Raw genomic sequence first — 22,887 nt, 5'->3', positions numbered from 1 at the left:
ATAGGGAGAGACTGGTTTAATTTTGGTTAACGTAATCTGGATCGCAGCGCGGAAATTAACCCTTTCGCGCAATCATGCCTGAGGCGCCCCGGCAGCCTCGTCGGGGCGGGCCTTGCGGCCCTGCCCCTGCGCGCCCCATTCGGGGCACATCTCATCAGCTACAGCCCGAGGTGCCGCCGCAGGTGTTGCACTTCATACAGGTGCCGTTGCGAACCAATGTGTAGTTGCCGCATTCACCGCAGGCTTCGCCCTCATAGCCCTGCATCTTGGCCTTGGCCCGCGCATCAAGGCTGACCGCCCCGGTGCTGGCAGAGGCCGAGGGTTGCACCGCGACCGCCACGTCGCCGCCGCTCACTTGGGGCGCGTAAGCGGTGCTCGGCTCGACGCCCTGCCCGCCTTGCAACACCACCAACTCTTGCGGAAGGCGGTTGCGCAGATAGCCGGTGGAGCTGATTTGCTTGAGCACTTCCAAGGACTTATTCGCGGCCCCCTCGCTCAACTCGCTGACGTTCGAGAGGTTCTCTTCCTCGCCCCGGCCCAGATCGTCAAAGGTCGCGCCCTCGGGCTTCACATGCGCCAGATCGGTGCGGTCGAGGTAGCTCACCGCCAATTCACGGAACACATAGTCGAGGATCGAGGTCGCCTGTTTGATGCTGTCGTTGCCCTGCACCATGCCCGCCGGTTCGAACTTGGTGAAGGTGAAAGCATCGACGAATTCCTCCAGCGGCACGCCGTATTGCAGACCGACCGAGACCGCGATGGCGAAGTTGTTCATCATCGCCCGGAAGCCCGCACCTTCCTTGTGCATGTCGATGAAGATCTCGCCCAGCTTGCCGTCTTCGTATTCGCCGGTGCGCAGATAGACCTTATGCCCGCCGACATTCGCCTTCTGGGTATAGCCCTTGCGGCGCTGCGGCATCTTCTCGCGGTGCGATTTGATGATCTCTTTGACGATCACCTTCTCGACGATCTTCTCGGCCAACACGGCGGCTTTCTCATGCGCGTTGCCGCTCTCCAGTGTCTCGGCGGCGTCATCGTCGTCTTCGACCAGCGCGGCCGCCAGCGGCTGGCTCAGCTTTGAGCCGTCGCGGTAAAGCGCATTGGCTTTGATGCCCAAGGACCAGCTTAGCTCATAGGCCTTTTGGCAGTCCTCGATGGTGGCGTCATTCGGCATGTTGATCGTTTTGGAGATTGCCCCCGAGATGAAGCTCTGCGCCGCCGCCATCATATGGATGTGGCTGTTGACCGACAGATAGCGTTTGCCCTTCTTGCCGCAGGGGTTGGCACAATCGAAGATGCCGTAATGCTCGGCCTTGAGGTGCGGCGCGCCTTCCAGCGTCATTGTGCCGCAGACGTGGTCATTGGCCGCTTCGATATCCGCCTTGCTGAAACCGAGGGAGCGGAGCAGATCGAAGGTCGGGTCGTTCAGTTTCTCGGTCGGGATGCCCAGCACCTGCGTGCAGAACGCCTCGCCCAGCGTCCATTGGTTAAACACGAAACGGATATCAAATGCCTGCTTCAGCGCGGCATCCACCTTGGCCAACTCATTCGCGCCAAAGCCGTGGCCCGCCAGCGTGGTATGGTTGATTGCAGGCGCGTTGCCGATGGTGCCGTGGCCCACCGCGTAGCTGACGATTTCTTCGATCTGGGCCGAGCCGTAGCCGAGTTTCTCAAGCGCTGCGGGCACGGATTGGTTGATGATCTTAAAGTACCCGCCCCCGGCGAGTTTCTTGAACTTCACCAGCGCGAAGTCGGGCTCGATCCCCGTGGTGTCACAATCCATCACCAGACCGATGGTGCCGGTGGGCGCGATGACAGAGGTCTGGGCGTTGCGGTAGCCATGCACCTCACCCAGTTTCAGCGCCTCGTCCCAGCAGGATTTGGCGATGTCGACCAGCCCGTTCTGTGGGCAATTGCCATGATCCAGCGGGACTGGCGTAACCGAAAGCTGCTCATAGCCATCCGCCTTGCCATAGGCTGCGGTGCGGTGGTTGCGGATGACGCGCAGCATATGCTCGGCGTTCTTGGCATAGCCCGGAAAGGCCCCCAATTCGCCCGCCATTTCCGCCGACGTTGCATAGGCCACGCCGGTCATGATCGCGGTCAGCGCCCCGCCAAGGGCACGGCCCTCGTCACTGTCGTAGGAATAGCCCATGTTCATCAGCAGCCCGCCGGTGTTCGCATAGCCAAGCCCCAGTGTGCGGAAGTCATAAGACCGCTGCGCGATCTCTTTGGAGGGGAACTGTGCCATCATCACGCTGATCTCAAGCGTCACGGTCCACAGACGCGAGGCGTGCATGTAATCTTCGACCTGAAAAACGCCGTCCTTGAGGAAGGTCAGCAGGTTCATCGACGCCAAGTTGCAGGCCGTGTCGTCAAGGAACATGTATTCCGAACAGGGGTTTGAGCCGCGGATCGCACCGTCTTCGGGGCAAGTGTGCCAGTCGTTCACCGTGTCGTGGTACTGGATCCCCGGATCGGCGCAGGCCCATGCGGCATGGCCGACCTGATCCCAAAGATCGCGGGCCCGGATGGTTTTCACCACACGGTTCTCGGTGCGGCTGATCAATTCCCAATCGGCGTCCTTTTCCACCGCCTTGAGGAAGGCGTTGGTGACCCGGATCGAGTTATTGGAGTTCTGGCCCGAGACCGAGCTGTACGCCTCAGAGTCCCAATCGGTGTCATAGGTCGGGAATTCGATGCCGGTGTGGCCCTGTTTGGCATAGTCCAGCACGCGCTTGACGTAGGTTTCGGGGATCGCGACCTTCTTGGCCTCGCGGATCGCGGCCTTCAGCTGGTCGTTCTTTGCGGGGTCATAGGCATCCGCCGCGGCGCCGTCCCATGCCTTGATCGCGTCGAACAACAGGTTCAGCTTCTGCTCATGCATTTTGGAGCCGGCGACGATGCTTGCCACCTTCTGCTCTTCAAGCACCTTCCAATTGATGAAATCTTCGATATCGGGGTGGTCGGCGTCGACGATCACCATCTTGGCCGCGCGGCGGGTGGTGCCGCCGGATTTGATGGCGCCAGCGGCGCGGTCCCCGATCTTGAGGAACCCCATCAAACCCGACGACTTGCCGCCGCCCGACAGCTTCTCGCCCTCTCCGCGGAGCGATGAAAAATTGGTGCCCGTGCCCGAGCCGTATTTGAACAGACGCGCCTCGCGAACCCAGAGGTCCATGATGCCGCCATCGCCCACCAGATCGTCGCCCACGGACTGGATGAAGCAGGCATGCGGCTGCGGATGTTCATAGGAGGATTTCGAACGGGTCAGTTTGCCGGTCTTGTAGTCGACGTAGTAATGCCCCTGCGCGGGACCGTCGATGCCGTAAGCCCAGTGCAGGCCAGTGTTGAACCACTGCGGGCTGTTCGGGGCCGCGCGCTGGCTGGCGAGCATGTGGCGCATCTCGTCGTAATAGGCGCGGGCGTCTTCCTCGGTGGTGAAATAGCCGCCCTTCCAGCCCCAGTAGGCCCAAGCGCCCGCCAGACGGTCGAAGACCTGCTTGGAGGAGGTTTCACCGCCTATCTCGGACCCTTCGGCGGGTTCAGAACGCCACAGGAACTCAGGCACGTCCTTTTCTTTGACCTTGCGGGTCTTACTGGGCACGCCTGCCTTGCGGAAATACTTCTGCGCGATCACGTCGCTGGCGACCTGGCTCCAAGATTTGGGCACTTCGACGTTGTCGAGCTTGAACACCACCGAACCGTCAGGGTTGCGGATCTCTGACACCGTGGTGACAAAGTCCAAATCCGCATAGGCATCCTGCCCGGCCTTGGTGAAATTCCGTTCAATCTTCATCGTCGCTACCCTTTTTCAAACTCTCAAAATCCTGAGCCGACATGCCCACGGCAGGCCGTCTCACCCCTATGTGCTGGCAGTTTGAACAAAGCTTCCCCGCGCCACCTGCAGACGCAAGCGGCCCGAAACCGATTAAAACACTGGCTCTATACTCTGTCCCCGCCGCCCAAGCGCCCTGTTGCGTTAACCACAACATATTGTGGCGCTTTACTTGACCCCCACAAACTGACGTAGATCGCACTATTTGGTCAACGGTTTTTTTCGGAATTATTTCGGGGCGGGGAGTTGACCGAAGCCCCCTGATTTGCCCCGCGCCCTACCCCAGTGATTCAGCCTCAGGATATCCCCAAAGATACCCGCAAGTCCGATTGGTGGGCGGCTTTGAAATAATCCATTGCCGGGGCCGGGTTAGCGGAGGTGTTTGAGAGATTGGTTGAATTCATCCACAGCCCAAGACCACCCACCGGGCGACAGGCCGCCGAAAGTGGGCTATGTGCCACGATCACCCGGCCCAAGCCCTCTGCCCCATGTCCGCGTCTAAAACCGCGGCAGAATCATCACGATCTTGGCGCGCACAGGCGCAAACCTGCCAATGCGGCGGCGGCAGCTACTATATCTTGTGCAGAATGAGGAAAGGACAACGGGCGCGCCTCAACCGAAGCGGGAAGCGCTACATCAGCGATGCTGGAAGAAAGTGGTCGGAGCGAGAGGATTCGAACCTCCGACCCCCTGTACCCAAAACAGGTGCGCTACCAGGCTGCGCCACGCTCCGACTGGGGCTTCTTTAGCCATAAGCCCGCCAATTGAAAAGCCCCGATTGACCTTAAAATCGGAAAATCCGCGAAGTCTTTAGCAGGGCCAAGCCGGGGCGTTCCCGGCAAAGGCCGGATGGCGGATTTCGCTGCCTTCGGTGATGCCAAGGCGTTTTGACAAGCCGCCGTTAATCTCCAGCACCGACAGCAGATCGTCGCCGCCCGGGATCGGTGTTTCGTCCAGCGGTTTGGCGGAGTGGTGGATCTTCTGCACCACGCCCCTTTCGTCGATGAACAGCAGGTCCAGCGGGATCAACGTGTTGCGCATCCAGAAATTCAGCGGCTGAGGTCTTTCGTAGATAAAGAGCATGCCCGCGCTCAGCGGCAGCGAACGCCGATGCATCAGCCCCTTGGCACGTTCCGCCGTGTCATCGGCCACTTCGACAGAGAAGCGGGCCTTGCCCCACTCCCCGCGGAGCGTCACGGAATCGATACGGCAAACCTCGGCCACCGCCGCGCCGGTCAGCAACAAGCCAGCCAGTGCCGCCCCTGACATATACCTTGCCAGTCGCCCGACCTTTAGCCGTCTATCACTGCGTCCCATGAGCTTACCTCCGCCGCCAGATGGCCCCGATCGCCAACAATCACACGCATGGCAAGTGCTTCGCCCGGTTGCAAATCACAAAGTCCGGATTGGCGCAGCACGTCGATATGCAAAAACACATCTTCCGCGCAGCCAAAGACATTTGCAAACCCGAATCCCTTGGCCTTGTCGAACCATTTGACACGGGCGGGCTCAAATTCGGCGGTGGCCAGTTGCTCGGGGTCAAAACCGGCGAATTCCACCACGGCGGCAGGCAGTTCACTGGGCGCCTCGACAGAGAGCACTTCGACCGCCTGCGCGCCGCGCTCGGTCTGTTGGATGCGCACCGCCACCCGCGCCCCATCCGCGACAGAGCTTTGGCCGTAATTGCGCAGGACATTGACGTGCAGCAGGATGTCCGCCCCGCCCGCATCCGCGACGACAAAGCCGAAGCCCTTGACCGGGTCGAACCATTTGACCACGCCTTCGAGGGGGTCATCTATCGCCGCTGGTTCCGCTTGGGTTTCAGACACATCTTTCATGGGGTATCGCGCCGTCAGATCAGGGGTTGAGCCGGGTCACGGCCCAGGGTGCCGCGACATCTGCGCGCCGCCATTGGAAACGGTCATGCAGGCGAAACTCGCCATCGGCCCAGAATTCGATTTCCAGCGGGGTGATCCGGTAGCCGCCCCAGAACGGGGGGCGCTCAGGGTTCACCCCTTTCTGCGCGGTCACCTTGGCCACCTCGGCCATCAGCGCACCGCGGCCTGAGAGCGGCTGCGATTGACGCGAGGCCCAAGCCCCCAGACGGCTTTTGAGCGAGCGCGAGGCGTAATAGGCATCGGCCTGCGGTCCGTCCTCTCGGCTGATCAAGCCGCGCACCCGCACCTGACGGCGCAGGGATTTCCAGTGCATGACAAAGGCCGCCTTGCCCGTGCCGTCCAGTTCCTGCGCCTTCTGGCTTTCGTAATTGGTGTAAAAGACAAAAGCCTCCGGCTCGATCTCTTTCAGCAGCACCATGCGGGCGTTGGGCAGACCTTGCGAATCTACCGTGCTGAGCGCGATGGCATTGGGATCATTAGGCTCGCTCGCCTCTGCTTCGGAAAGCCAACGCTGCGCAATTGCAAAGGGATCATCCCCCGCAAAAATACCAGTCCGCGTCTCCATTCGGCATCTCCTTCAGAGTGCTTTGCCTGTCACCGGTTCTACGCCGGGGTCCGATCTCTTCGGTATGGCATTTGTTAACAATCGGCAACTCAAAGGACAACCTCACCCGATTTCCGACAGTTAGCCGCCGATCTTATGGCAAATCTCGGGGGTGAAGGCGCCAGTGCAGTCTTGATGGTAGCGCTGCAATCGCCTAGACCAAGACAACCTCAACGGAACATAGACAAGAACATAGACAAGGCGGCGGAATGGGAAACGAACTGATGCAGGGCAAGCGCGGGCTCATCATGGGGCTGGCGAATGACAAATCCATCGCATGGGGCGTGGCCAAAGCGCTGGCCGATGCGGGGGCGGAGCTTGCTTTTTCCTACCAAGGCGAAGCGCTGAAAAAACGCGTAGGCCCACTGGCCGAGCAGCTTGGCAGCGACATCGTTCTGCCCTGCGACGTGGGCGATGAAGCATCGATCGACGCGCTTTTCGAGAGCCTGAAAGAACGTTGGGGAGAGCTGGATTTCATCGTTCACGCCATTGGCTTTTCCGACAAGGGCGAGCTGCGCGGCCGCTATGTTGACACCAGCCGCGGCAATTTCGCCATGTCGATGGACATCTCCGTCTATTCCTTCACCGCCGTGATGCAGCGCGCCGAGAAGATGATGTCGCCCGGGGCCAGCGCCCTGACGCTCACCTACTACGGCGCCGAGAAGGTGATGCCGCATTACAATGTCATGGGCGTGGCCAAGGCGGCGTTGGAGGCGAGTGTTAAATACCTCGCCGAGGATCTGGGCAAGGACGGCATCCGCGTCAACGCGATCTCGGCGGGGCCGATCAAGACGCTGGCGGCTTCCGGCATCGGCGACTTCCGCTACATCATGAAATGGAACGAGTATAACTCGCCCCTGCGCCGCAACGTCACCACCGAGGACGTGGGCAAGGCCGCGCTGTTTTTGCTGTCGGATCTGGGCAGCGGCACCACGGGCGAGAACCTGCATGTCGACGCGGGCTATCACGTCGTCGGCATGAAGGCGGTTGACGCGCCCGACATGTCCAAGGAATAAGCCGCCCAAATTAATTCGCGCGGGTGCCCGCGCCAGCTGCTGCAAAGGACCACCATGACCAAATCCAAGGACGCCTCGCGCCTGCCCCATGAAAAGGGCTTTCACATTTCCTGGGATCAGATCCACCGCGACAGCCGCGCGCTGGCCTGGCGGCTCGATGGTTTGGGCCCCGATGATGGCGCGTGGCGTGCGGTCGTGGCGATCACCCGTGGCGGCATGGCGCCCGCGATGATCGTCGCGCGCGAACTCGACATCCGCACCGTCGACACGATCTCGGTCATGTCCTACCACTCGGGCGGCGGGGCCGCCGACCAGCGCCGCGAGGCAAAAGTGCTGAAATCCCCCGATGCCGAGATGATGGGCGACGGCACCGGCATCCTGATCGTCGATGATCTGGTCGACAGCGGCAAGACCATCGAACTGGTGCGCGAGCTTTACCCGCAGGCGCATTTCGCCACTGTCTACGCCAAGCCCGAGGGCGAACCGCAGGTCGATACCTTCATCACCGGCGTCAGCCAGGACACATGGATTTTCTTCCCGTGGGACATGGCCCTGCAATATGTCGAACCCTACCGCGGCAAGGACTGACCGGCCCCGCGCCACCTGCCCTGCCCCTATCTGACCGGATACCCCCATGACGCTTCCGCGCACCGCCACCACGTTCTTCCCCCCGGTGATGGAGGCGCGGCGCTGGCTCGATGGCGTCGACTTCCCGCCTGACCGTCCGCTTATTAACGTCAGCCAAGCCGCGCCCGTCGATCCGCCCCCCGAGGGGTTGCGCCGGGCGATGGCCGAGGTCACGCTGAACAACGATGAGGCGCATCTCTACGGGCCGGTGCTGGGCCTGCCGGAGCTGCGCGCCGAACTGGCGCGGCAGACGGCGGAGAAATACGCGGGCGTGGTGACCGACGAACAGGTCTGCATCACCTCCGGCTGCAACCAGGCTTTCGCCGCCGCCATCGCCACGCTCTGCGGCGAGGGCGACGAGGTCATCATCCCGACGCCGTGGTACTTCAATCACAAGATGTGGCTCGACATGAGCGGCGTCACCGCGGTGCCACTGCCCGTCGAGGCCGACATGCTGCCCGACCCCGAAAAAGCCGCGGCCTCCATCACCCCGCGCACCCGTGCCATCGCGCTGGTCACGCCGAACAATCCCGGCGGCGTGGAATATCCCGCCGCCCTCGTGCAGGAATTCTTCGAATTAGCGCGTCGCCACGGCATCGCGCTAATCCTTGATGAGACCTACCGCGATTTCCACAGCCGTCCCGGCGCGCCACACGCGCTGTTCCGCGACCCCGATTGGCATGACACGCTCATCCACCTCTATTCCTTCTCCAAAGCCTACCGCCTGACCGGCCACCGCGTCGGCGCGCTGATCGCCAGCCGCGCACGGTTGGCCGAGGTCGAGAAATTCCTCGACACCGTCGCCATCTGCCCCGCGCAGATCGGCCAACACGGCGCGCTTTGGGGGATGCAGAACCTCAGCGCATGGCTCGCCGAAGAACGCGAGGAAATCCTCGCCCGCCGCGCCGCCATTGCCGACCTGATGCCCCGGCTTGAACCGCTGGGCTGGGAGCTTCTGGGGCTGGGTGGCTATTTCGCCTATATGCGCCACCCCTTCGAGCTCTCCTCGGCCGATCTGGCGCGCGATCTGGTGCGCGACGCGGGCGTGCTCTGCCTTCCCGGCACGATGTTCCAGCCCGAGGGTGACGCCCGCGGCGAAAGCCAGTTGCGCATCGCCTTTGCCAACCTCGACGCGGCCGGTCTAAAGGTGCTTTTCGACAGGCTTGCAGCCCTGCCACGCAACGCATAGACAGGTCCGAAATCAACGAGGGACCGTGTCATGGCCAAAAAGGGCTTCAGCTTTTCGAAAACCGCCGTCTGGGCCTTGATGGCTCTTCTGATCTTGGGTCTGGGCGGCTTTGGCGCGATCAACCTCAGCGGCAATCTGCGCAGCATCGGCACCGTGGGCGACAAGTCCATTTCGGTCGATCAATACGCCCGCCAGTTACAGCAGGAAATCCGCGCGATCGAAGCGCAAACGGGGGAGAGCCTGCCCTTCGCCCGCGCCCAAGAAATGGGGCTGGACCGCGCCGTGCTGCAACGGATCGTGCGCAACCGCGCGCTGGACCACGAAGCCGACGAAATGGGCATCTCCATCGGGGACGCCGCCCTGCGCGATGAGATCGTGGCGATCTCGGCCTTCCAAGGGATCGACGGCAACTTTGACCGCGAAGGGTACCGCTTTGCCCTTCAGCAAAGCGGGATGAGCGAGGCTGAGTTCGAACGCTCGATCCGCGAAGAAGCCGCGCGCGGCCTGCTCCAACGCGCCATTCTGGGCGGCGTCTCCATGCCCGACACCTATGCCCGCACGCTGGTCGATTACGTTGCCGAAGAGCGCAGCTTCACTTGGGCCCGGCTGAGCGAGGATGACCTCGACGCGCCCCTGCCCGCCGCCACCGAAGACGAATTGCGCGCCTATTACGACGCCAACACCGATGACTTCATGCTGCCCGCCAGCAAAAGCATCACCTACGCTTGGCTCGCCCCCGAAGACCTGCTGGACGAAGTTGAGGTGCCCGAAGAAGAACTGCGCGCCGAATATGACGCCCGCAGCGACGAGTACGACCAGCCCGAGCGGCGTTTGGTCGAACGTCTGGTCTTTGCCGATCAGGAGGCCGCAGACCGCGCCGCCGCAGCGCTTGAGGTCGACGGCACCACTTTCGAGGCACTGGTCGAAGAGCGCGGCCTGGCCTTGGCGGATGTCGATCTGGGCGATGTCGCGAAATCCGATCTTGCTGATGCAGGCGATGCGGTCTTTGCCGCCGAAAGCGGTGATATCGTAGGCCCGCTGCCCAGCTCGCTTGGGCCGGCCCTGTTCCGTGTGAACGCCATCCTTCCCGCGCAGCATGTGCCTTTTGAAGAGGCCCGTGACGTGCTGGAAGAGACCCTTGCCATCTCCCGCGCCACCCGCGCTGTCGAGGCCCGCGCGCAAGAGATTGACGACCAGCTTGCCGGGGGTGCCACGCTCGAAGACTTGGCCCAAGAGACCAAAATGCGCCTTGGCACCATCGATTGGACCCAAGACAGCAGCGAGGGCATCGCCGCCTATGGCGCCTTCCGCGAGGCCGCGGCGGGGCTGAGTGCCAATGACTTCCCGCAGATCGATCAACTCGAAGACGGCGGTATCTTTGCCATGCGTCTGGATGAGACCAAAGACGCGCGCCCCGAACCTTTCGAAGAGGCCCGCGAGGCCGTTGAGACCGCATGGCGCAACGCTCAGATCGTCGAGGCGCTGACCGAAAAGGCCGAGAGCCTGACCGAGACGCTGGCCGAAGAAGGGGGTTTTGAAGCCGCCGGTCTTTCGCCTCAGCTTGGCGAAGGGCTGACCCGCAGCTCCTATGTCGACGGCACGCCGGACGATTTCATGGATCAGGTCTTTGACCTCGACGAAGGCGGCGTGGCCGTCCTGCCTGCGGGCGATAGCGTCGTGGTTCTGCGCCTTGATGCCGTGACACCGGCGGGCGAAGACGACCAGACCCAAGCGCTGATGGACCGCCTCTCGCAGCAGTTGGATCAAGCGCTGGCCCAAGGTCTTTTCGATATCTACAGCAATGCCGTCATGCGCGACGCCGATCCCCAGATCGACCAGCGCGCGATCAATGCCGTGCATGTGAACTTTCCCTGATAGGCAATTTTGATGGCCCTGACCCCGGATTTCGATAGTTTCGCCCGCGCCTATGAGGCGGGCGAGAATCAGATCGTCTACACCCGCCTTGCCGCCGATCTCGACACGCCTGTGTCCTTGATGCTGAAACTCACCGGCGCGGCGGAGAATGCCTTTGTGTTGGAATCCGTCACCGGCGGCGATGTGCGCGGGCGCTATTCGATCATAGGCATGAAGCCCGATCTGATCTGGCGCTGCCGGGGCAAGACCTCCGCGCTAAACCGCGCGGCGCGCTATGATGCCGATGCCTTTGAGGATATGCCCGGTGACCCGCTGGACCGTCTGCGCGACGTGATCGCGGAATCGCGGATCACCCTGCCCGACGATCTGCCGCAAGCCGCCGCCGGGCTTTTTGGCTACCTCGGCTATGACATGATCCGGCTGGTGGAACATCTGCCCAATGTGAACCCCGACCCTCTGGGCCTGCCCGACGCCGTGATGGTACGCCCTTCGGTCGTCGCAGTCCTTGACGGGGTCAAAGGCGAGGTGACCATCGTCTCCCCCGCTTGGGTCTCCGAAGGCCAGACGGCGCGTGCCGCCTATGCCCAAGCGGCTGAGCGGGTGATGGATGCCGTGCGCGATCTGGAACGCGCCATGCCACAAACCTCCCGCGATTTGGGAGAGGCCGAAGACGCGCCGGAGCCGGTCAGCAATTTCACCCGCGAGGGCTATAAATCCGCGGTGGAAAAGGCGCGCGACTATATCAAGGCGGGCGATATCTTTCAGGTGGTGCCGAGCCAGCGGTGGGCCCAAGGTTTCACCCAACCGCCCTTCGCGCTCTACCGCAGCCTGCGGCGCACCAACCCCTCGCCATTCATGTTCTATTTCAACTTCGGCGGCTTCCATGTGGTGGGCGCCAGCCCCGAAATCCTCGTGCGGGTCTTCGGCAACGAAGTGACCATCCGCCCCATCGCAGGCACCCGCAAGCGCGGCGCGACCCCGGAAGAAGATCGCGCGCTGGAAGCCGATTTGCTCAGCGACCCCAAGGAGTTGGCAGAACACCTGATGCTGCTGGATCTGGGCCGCAACGACGTGGGCCGGGTTGCTAAGATCGGTAGCGTGCGCCCGACGGAAGAGTTCATCGTGGAGCGTTACAGCCACGTCATGCACATCGTCTCCAACGTGGTGGGCGAGTTGAAAGAGGGCAAGGATGCGCTCGACGCCTTCTTCGCCGGGATGCCCGCAGGCACCGTTTCCGGCGCGCCAAAGGTCCGCGCGATGGAGATCATCGACGAGTTGGAGCCCGAGAAACGTGGCGTCTATGGCGGCGGCGTGGGCTATTTCAGCGCGGGTGGCGACATGGACATGTGCATCGCCCTGCGCACCGCCGTGGTGAAGGACGAAACGCTCTACATCCAAGCAGGCGGCGGCGTGGTCTATGACAGCGACCCCGAGGCCGAGTTCATGGAAACCGTGCATAAATCCGGCGCGATCCGCCGCGCGGCTGCGGATGCGTCGCGTTTCGGTGGCAAGGGCAACGGCTGACCATGGCCCCCCGCGCGCCCTTCCAGATCGCGGGGCATTCCGTCGCCCCCGGCAGCAGCCTTGCTGTTGATCTGCCCGTCTCGATCCTGCCGGACCACACGCCGGTGCATCTGTCGCTGGAAATCTTCCACGGCAAACGGCCCGGGCCGACGATGTTCGTCTCAGCAGCGGTGCATGGGGATGAGGTGATCGGCGTGGAGATCCTGCGCCGCCTGTTGCGCGCGCCGCAACTCTCGGCGCTGCGCGGCACACTCATTGTCGTGCCTGTCGTGAACTCCTTCGGTTTCCTGAACCGCTCGCGCTACCTGCCAGACCGACGCGATCTGAACCGCTGTTTCCCCGGCTCGCCCACCGGCAGCCTCGGCGCGCGGCTGGCGCATATCTTTTTGCAAGAGGTGGTGCTGCGCTGCGACTTTGGTGTCGATCTGCATTCGGCGGCGATCCACCGCACGAACCTGCCGCAGGTGCGCGTCTCTCCGGCGGATAAGGTGACCCAGAAAATGGCGCTGGATTTCGGCGCGCCGGTGGTGCTGACCTCCCCCCTGCGCGACGGATCGCTGCGGGCGGTCGCCGCGAAACAAGGCACGCCGATCCTGCTCTACGAGGCGGGCGAAGGGCTGCGCTTTGACGAGATGGCCGTGCGGGCGGGTCTGGCGGGCATCCTGCGGGTCATGCGCGGGCAAGACATGCTGCCCGCCAAGGGCATCGCCCGCGCCCGCAGCGCGCCCTATATCTGCACCGCTTCCCATTGGCTGCGCGCCCCCGCAGGGGGCCTGCTGCGCACCTTCCGGGCCGAGGGGGAAACCGTCGCCGAGGGCGATCTTCTGGCCATCGTCTCGGGCCCATTCGGCAAGGAGGAGGCCGAGCTTCTGGCCGATGGGCCCGGCATCCTCATCGGGCGGGCGATGCTGCCCATTGTTAACGAAGGCGATGCGGTCTTTCACCTCGCCAAACTCGGCCCCCGCGCGGCGGAGGCGACGGTGGACGAACTCGCCAGCCAGTTGGAGGAAGACCCGCTCTTCGACGAGGACGAGATTATCTAGCGCCACGGCGCGCCGTGCGCGGGGTCACTCCTCGCGCAGCAGCACCGCCGAGATCGGGACCAAGGCAACATCGCTCGCGCGGTCTTGCAGACCCCAGAGCAACAGGGCGGAGACGGTATCGGGCCGCAGGCGGCCCAGCATGATCACAGCACCCTCCTGCCCCGCTTTGAAAGCCGCTTGATCCAGAAAACGCCGGATCACCCGGGCCGATTGATCCTTGCTGTCAAAATCGCGAAAAACCGGATCGGCAGGCACACCCACCTTGCGGGCCAGCTTGGGCATGGTGTTAAGCCCCTTGTCCTGCGTGACCAGCCCGTGGCCGGATTGCGCGAGGATATCCGTCACCTGATCGGCCAGCGCGCGGCTGCCTTGAAAGCCGCTTTCGGTGCCTTCCAACACCCCCACCACCGGGCCAATCTGGTCGAGCGTGGCGCCAAATGTAGTCTCGGCGTCGCTGGGCTGCGCGCCCTGCGGCAGGTCCACCATGGCCAAGACCTCGAACCCGGCCTCGCGGTAGGTTTCCACCCGCTCGGCGGCATCCGGCAGGGTGCTATCGACGGCGAAACTCAGCGGATAGGGAAAGCTGCGCAATGCGGCCAGCCCGGCGCTGCCTGCGGTGACCGAGGTGCCATCGTCGATCAGCACCACGCTCATCAGCGGCTTGCCCTCGGGCAGGTCCACGGCGAGGCTGTTGACCACTACGGGGCGCGGGTCTTCATTCACGATTTCGTCAGCTTCAGCGGGCTCTGCCGCCCCCTCTGCGCCGGGGCGGTTGATCACGACGCCTGTGTCTCGCTCGGTCAGGCTGGTCGCTGGTGTGCCGATGGCCGGGCGGCTGTCGGCTTCGGTTTCAGTAGGTTCTGGGGTGGCTTCGGCAACCTCCGTCTCTTCCAGCGGCGCGGGGCTCGCCCCCTCGATGCTCTCCGGCTCAGGCATCGGGAAAGACAGATCAGCCTCAGCGGCCTCCGCCTCACCGCGAGGCGCGTCTTCAAGCGCATCGGCTTCAACCTCCGGCTCTTCGATCACAACCTCCTCCGCCGGCAGGGTGATCGCCTCCTCCTCTTCGACCTCCGGCGCGGCCATGCCCTGCGGCGCGTCAAAGGCCCCTTCGATATCCGCCACATCCGGCGCGGGCGGCTGCGCGGGTTCGGTGCTGATCGAAAGCTCATCCGCCGCGGGCGGCGCATCCGGCGCCGTGGCCTGCGGATTGGGCATGACAGGCTCTTCCGCGCCGGGGGACATCGGCGTCTGCCCCTCGGGGGCTGCGGGGGTGCTGAGCCCCTCCGCACCGCCAGTCTCTGGCAGGCTGGCCGAGGTCTGTGTGTCGGGGTCGAGCGCGGCGAGGCTGTCTTGCTGCGGCACATCCGCGCGCGGCGCGGGGGCGTTCAACACCGGCGCGCTATCGCGGCTGCGCCCCTGCTCGCCTGCATCCGTCACGTTGATCCGCGCTGGCGCGGGGCCAGATCCGGGCGCATCGCCCACCTGCGGCGGCAGTGGCAAAGGCATCATCAGCGACACCGCACCGGCCACACCGATGCTTGCCACACCGCCCCAAATCAGCCCGCTCAGAACTCCGCGTGCCATCTGCGCTACTCCTGCTGTCTGCGCCATGGCAAGAAAGCCCGGCGTTCCCCTCAATTGGCTTGCCCCAAACTCTTGACGATGGGGTTCAAGCCTGAACATGTATGCGAAAACCTATACCGCGCTCCGGCGCGGTTTCTCCAGTCCTAATACAAAGAAATGCCTGCCTGTGCTGCTGCTCATCGATAACTACGACAGCTTTACCTATAACTTGGTCCACTATCTGGGCAGCCTCGGGGCGGATGTGCAGGTGCACCGCAACGATGCGCTCAGCGTGGGCGAAGCGATGGCCATGAACCCCGCCGGTATCCTGCTGTCTCCCGGCCCCTGCGACCCCGACCAAGCAGGAATTTGCCTAGAGCTGACCCATGCCGCCGCCGCCGCGCGCCTGCCGCTTCTGGGGGTCTGCCTTGGCCATCAGACGCTTGGCCAAGCCTTCGGCGGCAAGGTCGTGCGCGCGGATGATATCGTGCATGGTAAACTGGGCCAGATGCAGCACGACGGGCGCGGCGTTTTAGCCGGGCTTCCCTCGCCCTTCGGGGCCACGCGCTATCACTCGCTGGTGGTCGAACGCGCGAGCCTGCCCGACTGCCTTGAGATTACCGCAGCGCTTGAAGACGGCACCATCATGGGCCTGCAACACCGCGACTTGCCGCTACACGGCGTGCAATTCCACCCGGAATCGATCCGGTCCGAGCATGGCCACGCCCTGCTGCAAAACTTCCTGAACGAGATGAAGGTCCCGGCATGAGTAGCGCGCTGAAACCCCTGCTGGATGCCGCCGCGAACGGGCCGCTGACCTCGGATCAGGCCGTTGAAGCCTTTGAAATTCTGTTCGAGGGCGAAGCGACCCCCAGCCAGATCGGCGGGTTCCTCATGGCGCTGCGCACACGCGGCGAAACGGTCACCGAATATGCAGCCGCGGCACAGGTCATGCGCAGCAAATGCAACGCCGTGCGCGCGCCCGAAGGCGCGATCGACATCGTTGGCACCGGCGGTGACGGCAAGGGCACGCTGAACATCTCAACCGCCGCCGCTTTCGTGGCCGCGGGCGCGGGCGCTGTCGTGGCAAAACATGGCAACCGCAACCTCAGCTCGAAATCAGGTGCTTCCGACGCGCTGTCGCAACTGGGGATCAACGTCATGGTCGGCCCCGCGGTGGTCGAGCGTGAGTTGGCTGAGGCCGGTATCGGTTTCATGATGGCCCCCATGCACCACCCCGCCGTCGCCCATGTCATGCCGACCCGGTCCGAACTTGGCACCCGCACGATTTTCAACATCCTTGGGCCACTGACCAATCCGGCAGGGGTCAAACGGCAGCTGACCGGCGCCTATACCCGCGATCTGATTGAACCGATGGCGCTGACACTCAAGCAGCTCGGTTCGGAAAAAGCATGGCTGGTGCATGGCTCCGATGGCACGGATGAGCTGACCATCACCGGCGTCAGCTGGGTCGCAGCACTGGAAGACGGTGTCGTCAACCTGCGCGAATTGCACCCCGAAGACGCGGGCCTGCCGGTCCATCCGTTCGAGGCCATCGCCGGAGGGGAGCCCGCCGAAAACACCAAACATTTCAAAGCGCTCCTTGACGGAGCTCCATCAGGCTACCGCGACGCGGTGCTGTTGAACGCAGCCTCTGCTTTGGTGGTGGCCGATGTGGCCCCGGATCTGAAAACCGGCGTCGAGATGGCCCGCGAAAGCATCGACAGCGGCGCGGCGCGTGACCGGATCGAAAAAGTGGCGCAGATCAGCCAGTCGGCATGACGCTACCCAGCCTCACTGCCCTCGGCGCATGGGCCGAGCTGCCCTTTTTTGCCGAGGATTGGCCGCGTATTGCCGACCAGCTTGCCGCAGAAACGAGGGTGGTCCTACCGCCCGCCCCGCAGATATTCGCCGCACTTGAGCATCTGCAACCGTCGGCTGTAGAGGTGGTGATCCTTGGCCAAGACCCCTATCCCACACCCGGCCACGCCCATGGCTACGCCTTTTCGGCCGAGCCGGATGTGCGCCCCATTCCTCGCTCCCTTGCCAATATCTTCAAAGAGTTAGACGCCGATTTTGGCGCATCACCGCAAGACCCAGACCTGCGGTTCTGGGCCGATCAAGGGGTTCTGCTGCTCAACAACGTGCTGACCGTTCCGGCGGGCTGCGCGCATGGGCATGCGAGGCTCGGATGGCAAAAGTTGACCGCTCAGGTGCTCAACCGTCTTTCTGATCGCCCCCGCGCCTACTTGCTTTGGGGGGCGCATGCGCAAAAGGCGGCGGCAGAGGTCGATCCGGCGCGGAACCTGAAGATAGAGACGCCGCACCCTTCACCACTATCGGCAAGGCGCGGCTTCTTCGGCTCACGCCCCTTCAGCCGCGTGAATGACTGGTTGCAGGGCCAAGGCAAGCCCGGCATACATTGGACAAAGCCGTGAGGAAGCCATGACCGCCACAATTCTTGAAAAAATCAAAGCCTACAAGCTGGACGAAATTGCCGCTGCCAAGGCCGAAAAATCGCAGGCAGAGGTCGAGGCCGCAGCCCGCGCCGCCCCGCCGGTCCGCCCCTTCGCGCAAAGCTTGCACAAAGCATCCCGCGAAGGCTACGGCCTGATCGCCGAGATCAAAAAAGCCAGCCCCTCCAAAGGTTTGATCCGCGAAGATTTCGAACCAGCCGCCCTCGCCCGCGCCTATGCCGCAGGCGGCGCGACCTGCCTCTCGGTCCTCACCGACACCCCGAGTTTTCAGGGCGCGAAGGAATTCCTCGTCGAGGCCCGCGCCGAATGCGATCTACCGGTCCTGCGCAAGGATTTCCTTTACGACCCCTACCAGGTCGCCGAAGCGCGCAGCCTTGGTGCCGACTGCATCCTGATCATCATGGCCTCAGTTTCAGACGCGCAGGCCGCGGAACTTGAGCAAGCCGCAGATGAATGGGGCATGGACGCGCTGATTGAGGTTCATGACGCGGAGGAACTGGCCCGGGCCGAAAAGCTCAACAGCCGCATGATCGGGATAAATAACCGCAATCTCAACACCTTCGAGACCTCTCTTGATGTGACGCGTCAACTGTCAGAGGCCGTCCCTCACGACCGTATGCTGGTCTGTGAATCCGGCCTATACACCCCCGCGGACCTCGCCGATATGGCGGCCTACGGCGCGCGCTGCTTCCTCATCGGGGAAAGCCTGATGCGGCAGGAAGATGTCGAACAGGCCACCCGCGATCTGCTCGCAAACCCGCTCGTTCCCGGAGGGATGTAATGGCGCTCACCCATTTCGACGCCGAGGGCGATGCCCATATGGTCGATGTCTCGGAGAAAGCCGTGACTTCGCGGGTGGCTAAGGCTGAAAGCTACATCAAGATGGCGCCGGAAACCCTTGATATCATAACTGAAGGGCGCGCTAAGAAGGGTGATGTTCTGGGTGTCGCAAGGCTTGCCGGGATCATGGCGGCCAAACGGACGGCAGACCTGATCCCGCTTTGCCATCCTCTGCCGATCACCAAGGTCAGCGTCGATCTGACCCCCGACACCGCACTGCCCGGCATCCGAATTCTCGCCACCGTCAAAACCACCGGCCAAACTGGGGTTGAGATGGAGGCCCTCACTGCGGCCTCCGTCACCGCCCTCACCGTCTATGACATGGCCAAAGCGGTGGATAAGGCGATGGAGATTGGCGGCACGCGGGTCGTTCTGAAAGATGGCGGTAAATCAGGCCGTTACGAGGCGACATGATCAGCGTCGAAGCGGCTTTGGAAGCCGTCCTGAACCTTGTCGCTCCTCTGGAAACCGAAGAAGTCGCCCTTCGCGCCGCCAATGGCCGTGTCTTGTCGCAGCCCGTGCGCGCGCAGCGCAGCCAGCCGCCTTTCGCCGCCTCCTCTATGGACGGCTACGCCCTGCGCCGCGCCGAAGTCGAACCGGATGCGATGTTCAAAGTCGTCGGCGAAGCCGCGGCGGGCCATAGCTACGCGGGTACGCTGCGGGCCGGACAAGCCGTCCGCATTTTCACCGGCGCGCCGGTGCCGGAAGGCGCCGATTTCGTGGTGATCCAAGAGGATGTGACCCGGCGCGGCGACCTTATCACCCTCGGCCACAGTATTGATGACAAAGACAATATTCGCCCCGCCGCCGGAGACTTCACCGAAGGCGAATACCTAACCGCCCCGCGCATTTTGCGCCCCGCCGATGTGGCGCTGCTGGCTGCGATGAACGTGGCACAGGTGCCCGTCACCCGCAAACCAATCATCGCGATCCTCGCCACGGGGGATGAATTGGTGCAGCCCGGTGAAAACCCCGGCCACGACCAGATCATCGCCTCTAACAGCTACGGCCTCGCCGCGATGTTCGAAGAGGCGGGCGCCGAAGTGCGCATGCTGCCCATCGCGCGGGACACCACAGCATCGGTCAAACAGGCCTTCGCCCTGGCCCGCGGCGCGGATCTAATCGTCACCATCGGCGGCGCGTCGGTGGGCGATCATGACCTCATCGCGCCCGTGGCGGCTGAGCTTGGCATGGAGCAATCATTTTACAAGGTCGCGATGCGGCCCGGAAAGCCGTTGATGGCAGGCAAGATCGGTGATGCCGCGATGATCGGGCTGCCGGGAAACCCAGTTTCCGCAATGGTTTGCGGTGCGATCTTCGTGCTGCCGATGCTGCGGCGCATGCTTGGGCTGACCGAACTCCATGCTGTCATACGCGAAGCCCCCCTTGGACGCGAGATTGACCCGAATGGGCCGCGTGCGCATTACATGCGCGCCCATCTTCGGGATGGCGCGCTCCAGCCGGATGATCGGCAGGATTCGTCTCTTCTATCCGTGCTCGCGCAGGCCGATGCACTGATGATCCGCCCGCCTAATGAACCGGCGCGCAAGGCGGGCGATTTGCAAAAGTACATCTTGATTTAACGCCAACCCACGGTTGACACAAAACAAGAACATCACTAGAACAAAAGCAATAAAAGCTTCAGGGGCCGCGCGATGCTGACCAAAAAACAACTCGATCTGCTTTCTTTCATCCACCAGCGCGTGCAGCGCGACGGCGTCCCGCCCAGCTTTGATGAGATGAAATTGGCGCTCGACTTGCGGTCGAAATCCGGCATCCACCGGCTGATCACAGCGTTGGAGGAGCGTGGCTTCATCCGGCGCCTGGCCCACCGCGCCCGTGCGATCGAAGTGGTCAAGCTACCCGAGAGCCTAGGCGGTGCGCCTGGTTTCGGCCCCCGCGTGATCGACGGGGATCGGCCCGACGCCCCGCCGCCGCCTGCGGCGCAACCGGTCACCGCGCATCACGCGTTCGATGTGCCGGTCATGGGCCGGATTGCTGCCGGTGTCCCGATTGAGGCGATCTCCCAAGTTTCCCATAGCGTCACGGTGCCCGGCGGGATGATCGCTGGTCAGGCGGAGCATTACGCCCTTGAAGTGCGCGGCGACTCGATGATCGAGGCGGGTATTAACGATGGCGATATCGTGGTGATCCGCGAAACCTCCGTCGCCGACAATGGTGATATCGTGGTGGCCTTGGTCGAAGATCAGGAGGCGACGCTGAAGCGTTTCCGCAGACAAGGGTCGTCAGTCGCCTTGGAAGCCGCCAATGCCGCCTATGAAACGCGGGTCCTGCCTTCGGACAAGGTAAAGGTTCAGGGGCGACTGGTCGGGTTGATCCGCACCTACTGACTCTGCGGGCGGCTGTTCCACAAGCGTGTCCCGGCGCGGTCTTTCGCGGTGGTGATTTCCCAACCCTGCGCCGATTTGTTCAGCGCGATTGCGCCGGTTTCACGCAGGCGCAAGGGATCGTAGACTTGGCAGCCCCAATTTCGGGCGGTCTCCATATCGACGGACGCAACCACAACTTCCTCGGGCTGGCAGCCGCTAAAGGCGGCGACCGCCCGTTTTCCTGACAAATGGATGATACCCTCCTCTTGGCCCGCCCATCTTTGGGCAGCCACGGCTTGATCCGCGCCGTCGCCATCATTCTCCAACCAATTGCGCGCGACGAAACCTGCGGCTTTGTCTTTGCTGAGCGCCCTGCCCGCCGGGGTCATGACGCCCACGAGCGTTCCCGTGTCGGCGAGAAGCACGTCAGGGCGTGTGGTTCCTTGCCAGAGGGTGAAAGACAGCAAGATCGCGGGCAGGCCGAACCAACGCAGATGACCTTGCCACAGGACGAGCCAGAGAAACCCGAGCGACAGGAGCGGCAGCACCCATCCCCCCGGCCCCGGCACGAAGCTGCGCGCGCCGGGCAGATGTGCCACCACATCCGCGACCGAAAGGATCCACTCAAGGCCCAGACCCATCGCCCAAAGCGGTATTCCTTCACCGCCGAAGGGCGCAAGGATCGCCGCCAGCACGGCGGCGGGGATGACCAAGACCCCCATCAAGGGGACCGAGAGCAGGTTCGCCACCAATCCGTAATGCGCGATCGTGTTGAAATGCGCGGCGGATATGGGCGCGGTGGCGATGCCCGCGACGGCCGAAGAAATCACTACCGCGGCGACGGGGCGGAGGCGTTTGGGAATGACCTCACCTTCGAAATCGCGGATCCAGCCAAAGACGGCGACAAGCGCCGTGGTCGCGGCGAATGACATTTGAAACCCCGGCCCCATCAGCGCCTCTGGCCGCAGGGTCAGGACGATGATGCCCGCGATGGCGACCGCGCGCAGAGAGATCGCCCGCCGCCCGATCATCAGGGCGCATAGAGCCACGGCGCACATGATATACGCGCGCTCGGTCGCGACATTTCCGCCCGACAGCGCAAGGTATCCGGTGGCGGCGATCAGAGCGGCCCCCGCGGCGATGCTTCGGCTGGGCCAGCGGGTGGCGGTGACCGGATGCAACGCGAGAAGCAGGCGCGCTGCGCCGAAGACAACTCCGCTGAGCAACCCCATATGCAGGCCCGAGATCGCCAATAGATGCGCCAAATTACTGCTGCGCAGGTCTTGCAGGGCATCTTGCGAGATGGCGCTGCGGTCACCGGTGGTGATGGCGGCGGCGAAACCGCCGATATCGCCGGGAAGATGGGCGCGTACCCGCGCGGAGGCGGCCATGCGCAATCGGAAGAGGGTCAGCGCGATGCCCCCTTCCACAGGATCTGCCATGCCCAAGAGCGGCACGCGGGTGTAGCCCACCGCGCCCAACTCGGAAAACCAAGCATGGCGCTGGAAATCAAAGCCGCCCGGCTCGACCGGGCCTGCGGGGGGCGACAGATGCGCCGTGGTCATCACCTGCATCCCGGGCCGGGGCGTGATCGCGCCGGTGAGCGTCGAATGGAGCGAGACGCGCACCCGGGGCGGCGTGCGCGCGGGCGGCACCCGATCCAACCGCACCTGATCGAGCGTCACGCGCGGCGCGTCGGACTGGCTTCGGTCAAGCGCCACGACACGCCCTTCGACCGGGCCATAGTAGCGCCAGCCGAGAACTGGGGCCGCCACCGAATGCGCCCGAAACGCCGCCAGCAGCACTCCCAGCAGGACCAAAGCCGCGGCGACAGCAAAGGGGGCCGTGACCTCAGGCAGCGCCCGTGCGACGACCGCCAGCACGACCACGACACATGCGACCGCCGCCAGCATCGCCCCCGAAGGCTCCGCCCGCAGCGAAAAATAGGAGCCGATCCCCAAGGCGAGGCAGACCGGCACCCAGCAAAACAGATGCCCGCGCTGGCGCAGCATCACGGCGCTGAACTGGTTCCAAAGGCCCATGCTTGCCCCCGCGGATCGCAC

19 protein-coding genes and 1 tRNA gene are annotated in these 22,887 nt (G+C 63.5%); 13 read left to right on the top strand and 7 right to left on the bottom strand.

Going from position 1 to position 22,887, the window contains the following annotated elements; genetic code table 11:
- Positions 1-154: 154 nt before the first annotated feature.
- From J7392_RS11570 to pdxH, 5 genes are all read right to left on the bottom strand, one after another.
- Positions 155-3,799, bottom strand: coding sequence for a vitamin B12-dependent ribonucleotide reductase (locus tag J7392_RS11570; protein ID WP_209217684.1), 3,645 nt, complete (start codon positions 3,797-3,799; stop codon positions 155-157).
- A 695-nt stretch (positions 3,800-4,494) separates the two neighbouring features.
- A tRNA-Pro gene (locus tag J7392_RS11565) sits at positions 4,495-4,571 on the bottom strand.
- 77 nt (positions 4,572-4,648) lie between these two features.
- Positions 4,649-5,107, bottom strand: coding sequence for a DUF192 domain-containing protein (locus J7392_RS11560; protein WP_209217849.1), 459 nt, complete (start codon positions 5,105-5,107; stop codon positions 4,649-4,651).
- Positions 5,108-5,130: 23 nt separating this feature from the next.
- On the bottom strand, positions 5,131-5,676 hold the full coding sequence (locus J7392_RS11555) for a cold shock domain-containing protein (RefSeq protein WP_209217683.1): 546 nt from the start codon (positions 5,674-5,676) through the stop codon (positions 5,131-5,133).
- A gap of 19 nt (positions 5,677-5,695) precedes the next feature.
- Positions 5,696-6,301 carry a pyridoxamine 5'-phosphate oxidase gene (gene pdxH / locus J7392_RS11550; RefSeq protein ID WP_209217682.1) on the bottom strand — a complete coding sequence of 202 codons (606 nt, stop codon included), beginning with the start codon at positions 6,299-6,301 and terminating at the stop codon, positions 5,696-5,698.
- Between the two features lie 248 nt (positions 6,302-6,549).
- Between pdxH and fabI the strand changes: the two genes are divergently transcribed.
- The 6 genes from fabI to J7392_RS11520 are packed head-to-tail and all read left to right on the top strand — an operon-like array spanning position 6,550 to position 13,614.
- Complete coding sequence (fabI, locus tag J7392_RS11545) at positions 6,550-7,356, top strand: enoyl-ACP reductase FabI (protein ID WP_067261594.1); 807 nt, start codon at positions 6,550-6,552, stop codon at positions 7,354-7,356.
- A 54-nt stretch (positions 7,357-7,410) separates the two neighbouring features.
- Positions 7,411-7,944 carry a xanthine phosphoribosyltransferase gene (gpt, locus tag J7392_RS11540; RefSeq protein WP_067261592.1) on the top strand — a complete coding sequence of 178 codons (534 nt, stop codon included), beginning with the start codon at positions 7,411-7,413 and terminating at the stop codon, positions 7,942-7,944.
- Between the two features lie 46 nt (positions 7,945-7,990).
- Positions 7,991-9,172, top strand: a complete 1,182-nt coding sequence (locus tag J7392_RS11535; protein WP_209217681.1) for an aminotransferase — start codon at positions 7,991-7,993, stop codon at positions 9,170-9,172.
- Positions 9,173-9,202: 30 nt separating this feature from the next.
- On the top strand, positions 9,203-11,047 hold the full coding sequence (locus tag J7392_RS11530; RefSeq protein WP_209217680.1) for a peptidyl-prolyl cis-trans isomerase: 1,845 nt from the start codon (positions 9,203-9,205) through the stop codon (positions 11,045-11,047).
- Between the two features lie 12 nt (positions 11,048-11,059).
- On the top strand, positions 11,060-12,571 hold the full coding sequence (trpE, locus tag J7392_RS11525) for an anthranilate synthase component I (RefSeq protein WP_209217679.1): 1,512 nt from the start codon (positions 11,060-11,062) through the stop codon (positions 12,569-12,571).
- Between the two features lie 2 nt (positions 12,572-12,573).
- The gene (locus J7392_RS11520; protein ID WP_209217678.1) at positions 12,574-13,614 is read left to right on the top strand and encodes a succinylglutamate desuccinylase/aspartoacylase family protein; all 1,041 of its coding nucleotides are present in this window, start codon (positions 12,574-12,576) and stop codon (positions 13,612-13,614) included.
- Between the two features lie 24 nt (positions 13,615-13,638).
- Here the strand turns inward: J7392_RS11520 and J7392_RS11515 are convergent, their stop codons facing one another.
- Positions 13,639-15,198, bottom strand: coding sequence for a divergent polysaccharide deacteylase family protein (locus J7392_RS11515; RefSeq protein ID WP_209217677.1), 1,560 nt, complete (start codon positions 15,196-15,198; stop codon positions 13,639-13,641).
- Positions 15,199-15,364: 166 nt separating this feature from the next.
- On the opposite strand from J7392_RS11515, the gene J7392_RS11510 reads away from it, so the two are divergent.
- From J7392_RS11510 to lexA, 7 genes are all read left to right on the top strand, one after another.
- Complete coding sequence (locus J7392_RS11510) at positions 15,365-15,946, top strand: aminodeoxychorismate/anthranilate synthase component II (protein WP_209217676.1); 582 nt, start codon at positions 15,365-15,367, stop codon at positions 15,944-15,946.
- Positions 15,943-16,959: an anthranilate phosphoribosyltransferase gene (trpD, locus tag J7392_RS11505; RefSeq protein WP_209217675.1), complete on the top strand. Its 1,017-nt coding sequence runs from the start codon at positions 15,943-15,945 to the stop codon at positions 16,957-16,959. The genes J7392_RS11510 and trpD overlap by 4 nt, the downstream gene beginning before the upstream one ends.
- Entirely contained in the window at positions 16,956-17,615 is a 660-nt protein-coding gene (locus J7392_RS11500; RefSeq protein ID WP_209217674.1) for a uracil-DNA glycosylase, read from the top strand. The genes trpD and J7392_RS11500 overlap by 4 nt, the downstream gene beginning before the upstream one ends.
- Before the next feature lie 7 nt (positions 17,616-17,622).
- Entirely contained in the window at positions 17,623-18,435 is an 813-nt protein-coding gene (trpC, locus tag J7392_RS11495; protein ID WP_209217673.1) for an indole-3-glycerol phosphate synthase TrpC, read from the top strand.
- Positions 18,435-18,908, top strand: a complete 474-nt coding sequence (gene moaC, locus J7392_RS11490; RefSeq protein WP_209217672.1) for a cyclic pyranopterin monophosphate synthase MoaC — start codon at positions 18,435-18,437, stop codon at positions 18,906-18,908. The genes trpC and moaC overlap by 1 nt, the downstream gene beginning before the upstream one ends.
- Complete coding sequence (gene glp / locus J7392_RS11485) at positions 18,905-20,077, top strand: gephyrin-like molybdotransferase Glp (RefSeq protein WP_209217671.1); 1,173 nt, start codon at positions 18,905-18,907, stop codon at positions 20,075-20,077. The genes moaC and glp overlap by 4 nt, the downstream gene beginning before the upstream one ends.
- A 72-nt stretch (positions 20,078-20,149) precedes the next feature.
- Positions 20,150-20,845, top strand: a complete 696-nt coding sequence (lexA, locus tag J7392_RS11480; protein WP_209217670.1) for a transcriptional repressor LexA — start codon at positions 20,150-20,152, stop codon at positions 20,843-20,845.
- Here the strand turns inward: lexA and J7392_RS11475 are convergent.
- Positions 20,839-22,866: a ComEC/Rec2 family competence protein gene (locus J7392_RS11475; RefSeq protein ID WP_209217669.1), complete on the bottom strand. Its 2,028-nt coding sequence runs from the start codon at positions 22,864-22,866 to the stop codon at positions 20,839-20,841. The genes lexA and J7392_RS11475 overlap by 7 nt on opposite strands.
- Between the last annotated feature and the right edge of the window lie 21 nt (positions 22,867-22,887).

Source organism: Sulfitobacter sp. R18_1 (assembly GCF_017743915.1).
Classification (GTDB): domain Bacteria; phylum Pseudomonadota; class Alphaproteobacteria; order Rhodobacterales; family Rhodobacteraceae; genus Sulfitobacter; species Sulfitobacter faviae.
Note: the sequence above shows the minus strand (reverse complement) of the source record. Positions and strands in the feature narration are given on the sequence as shown.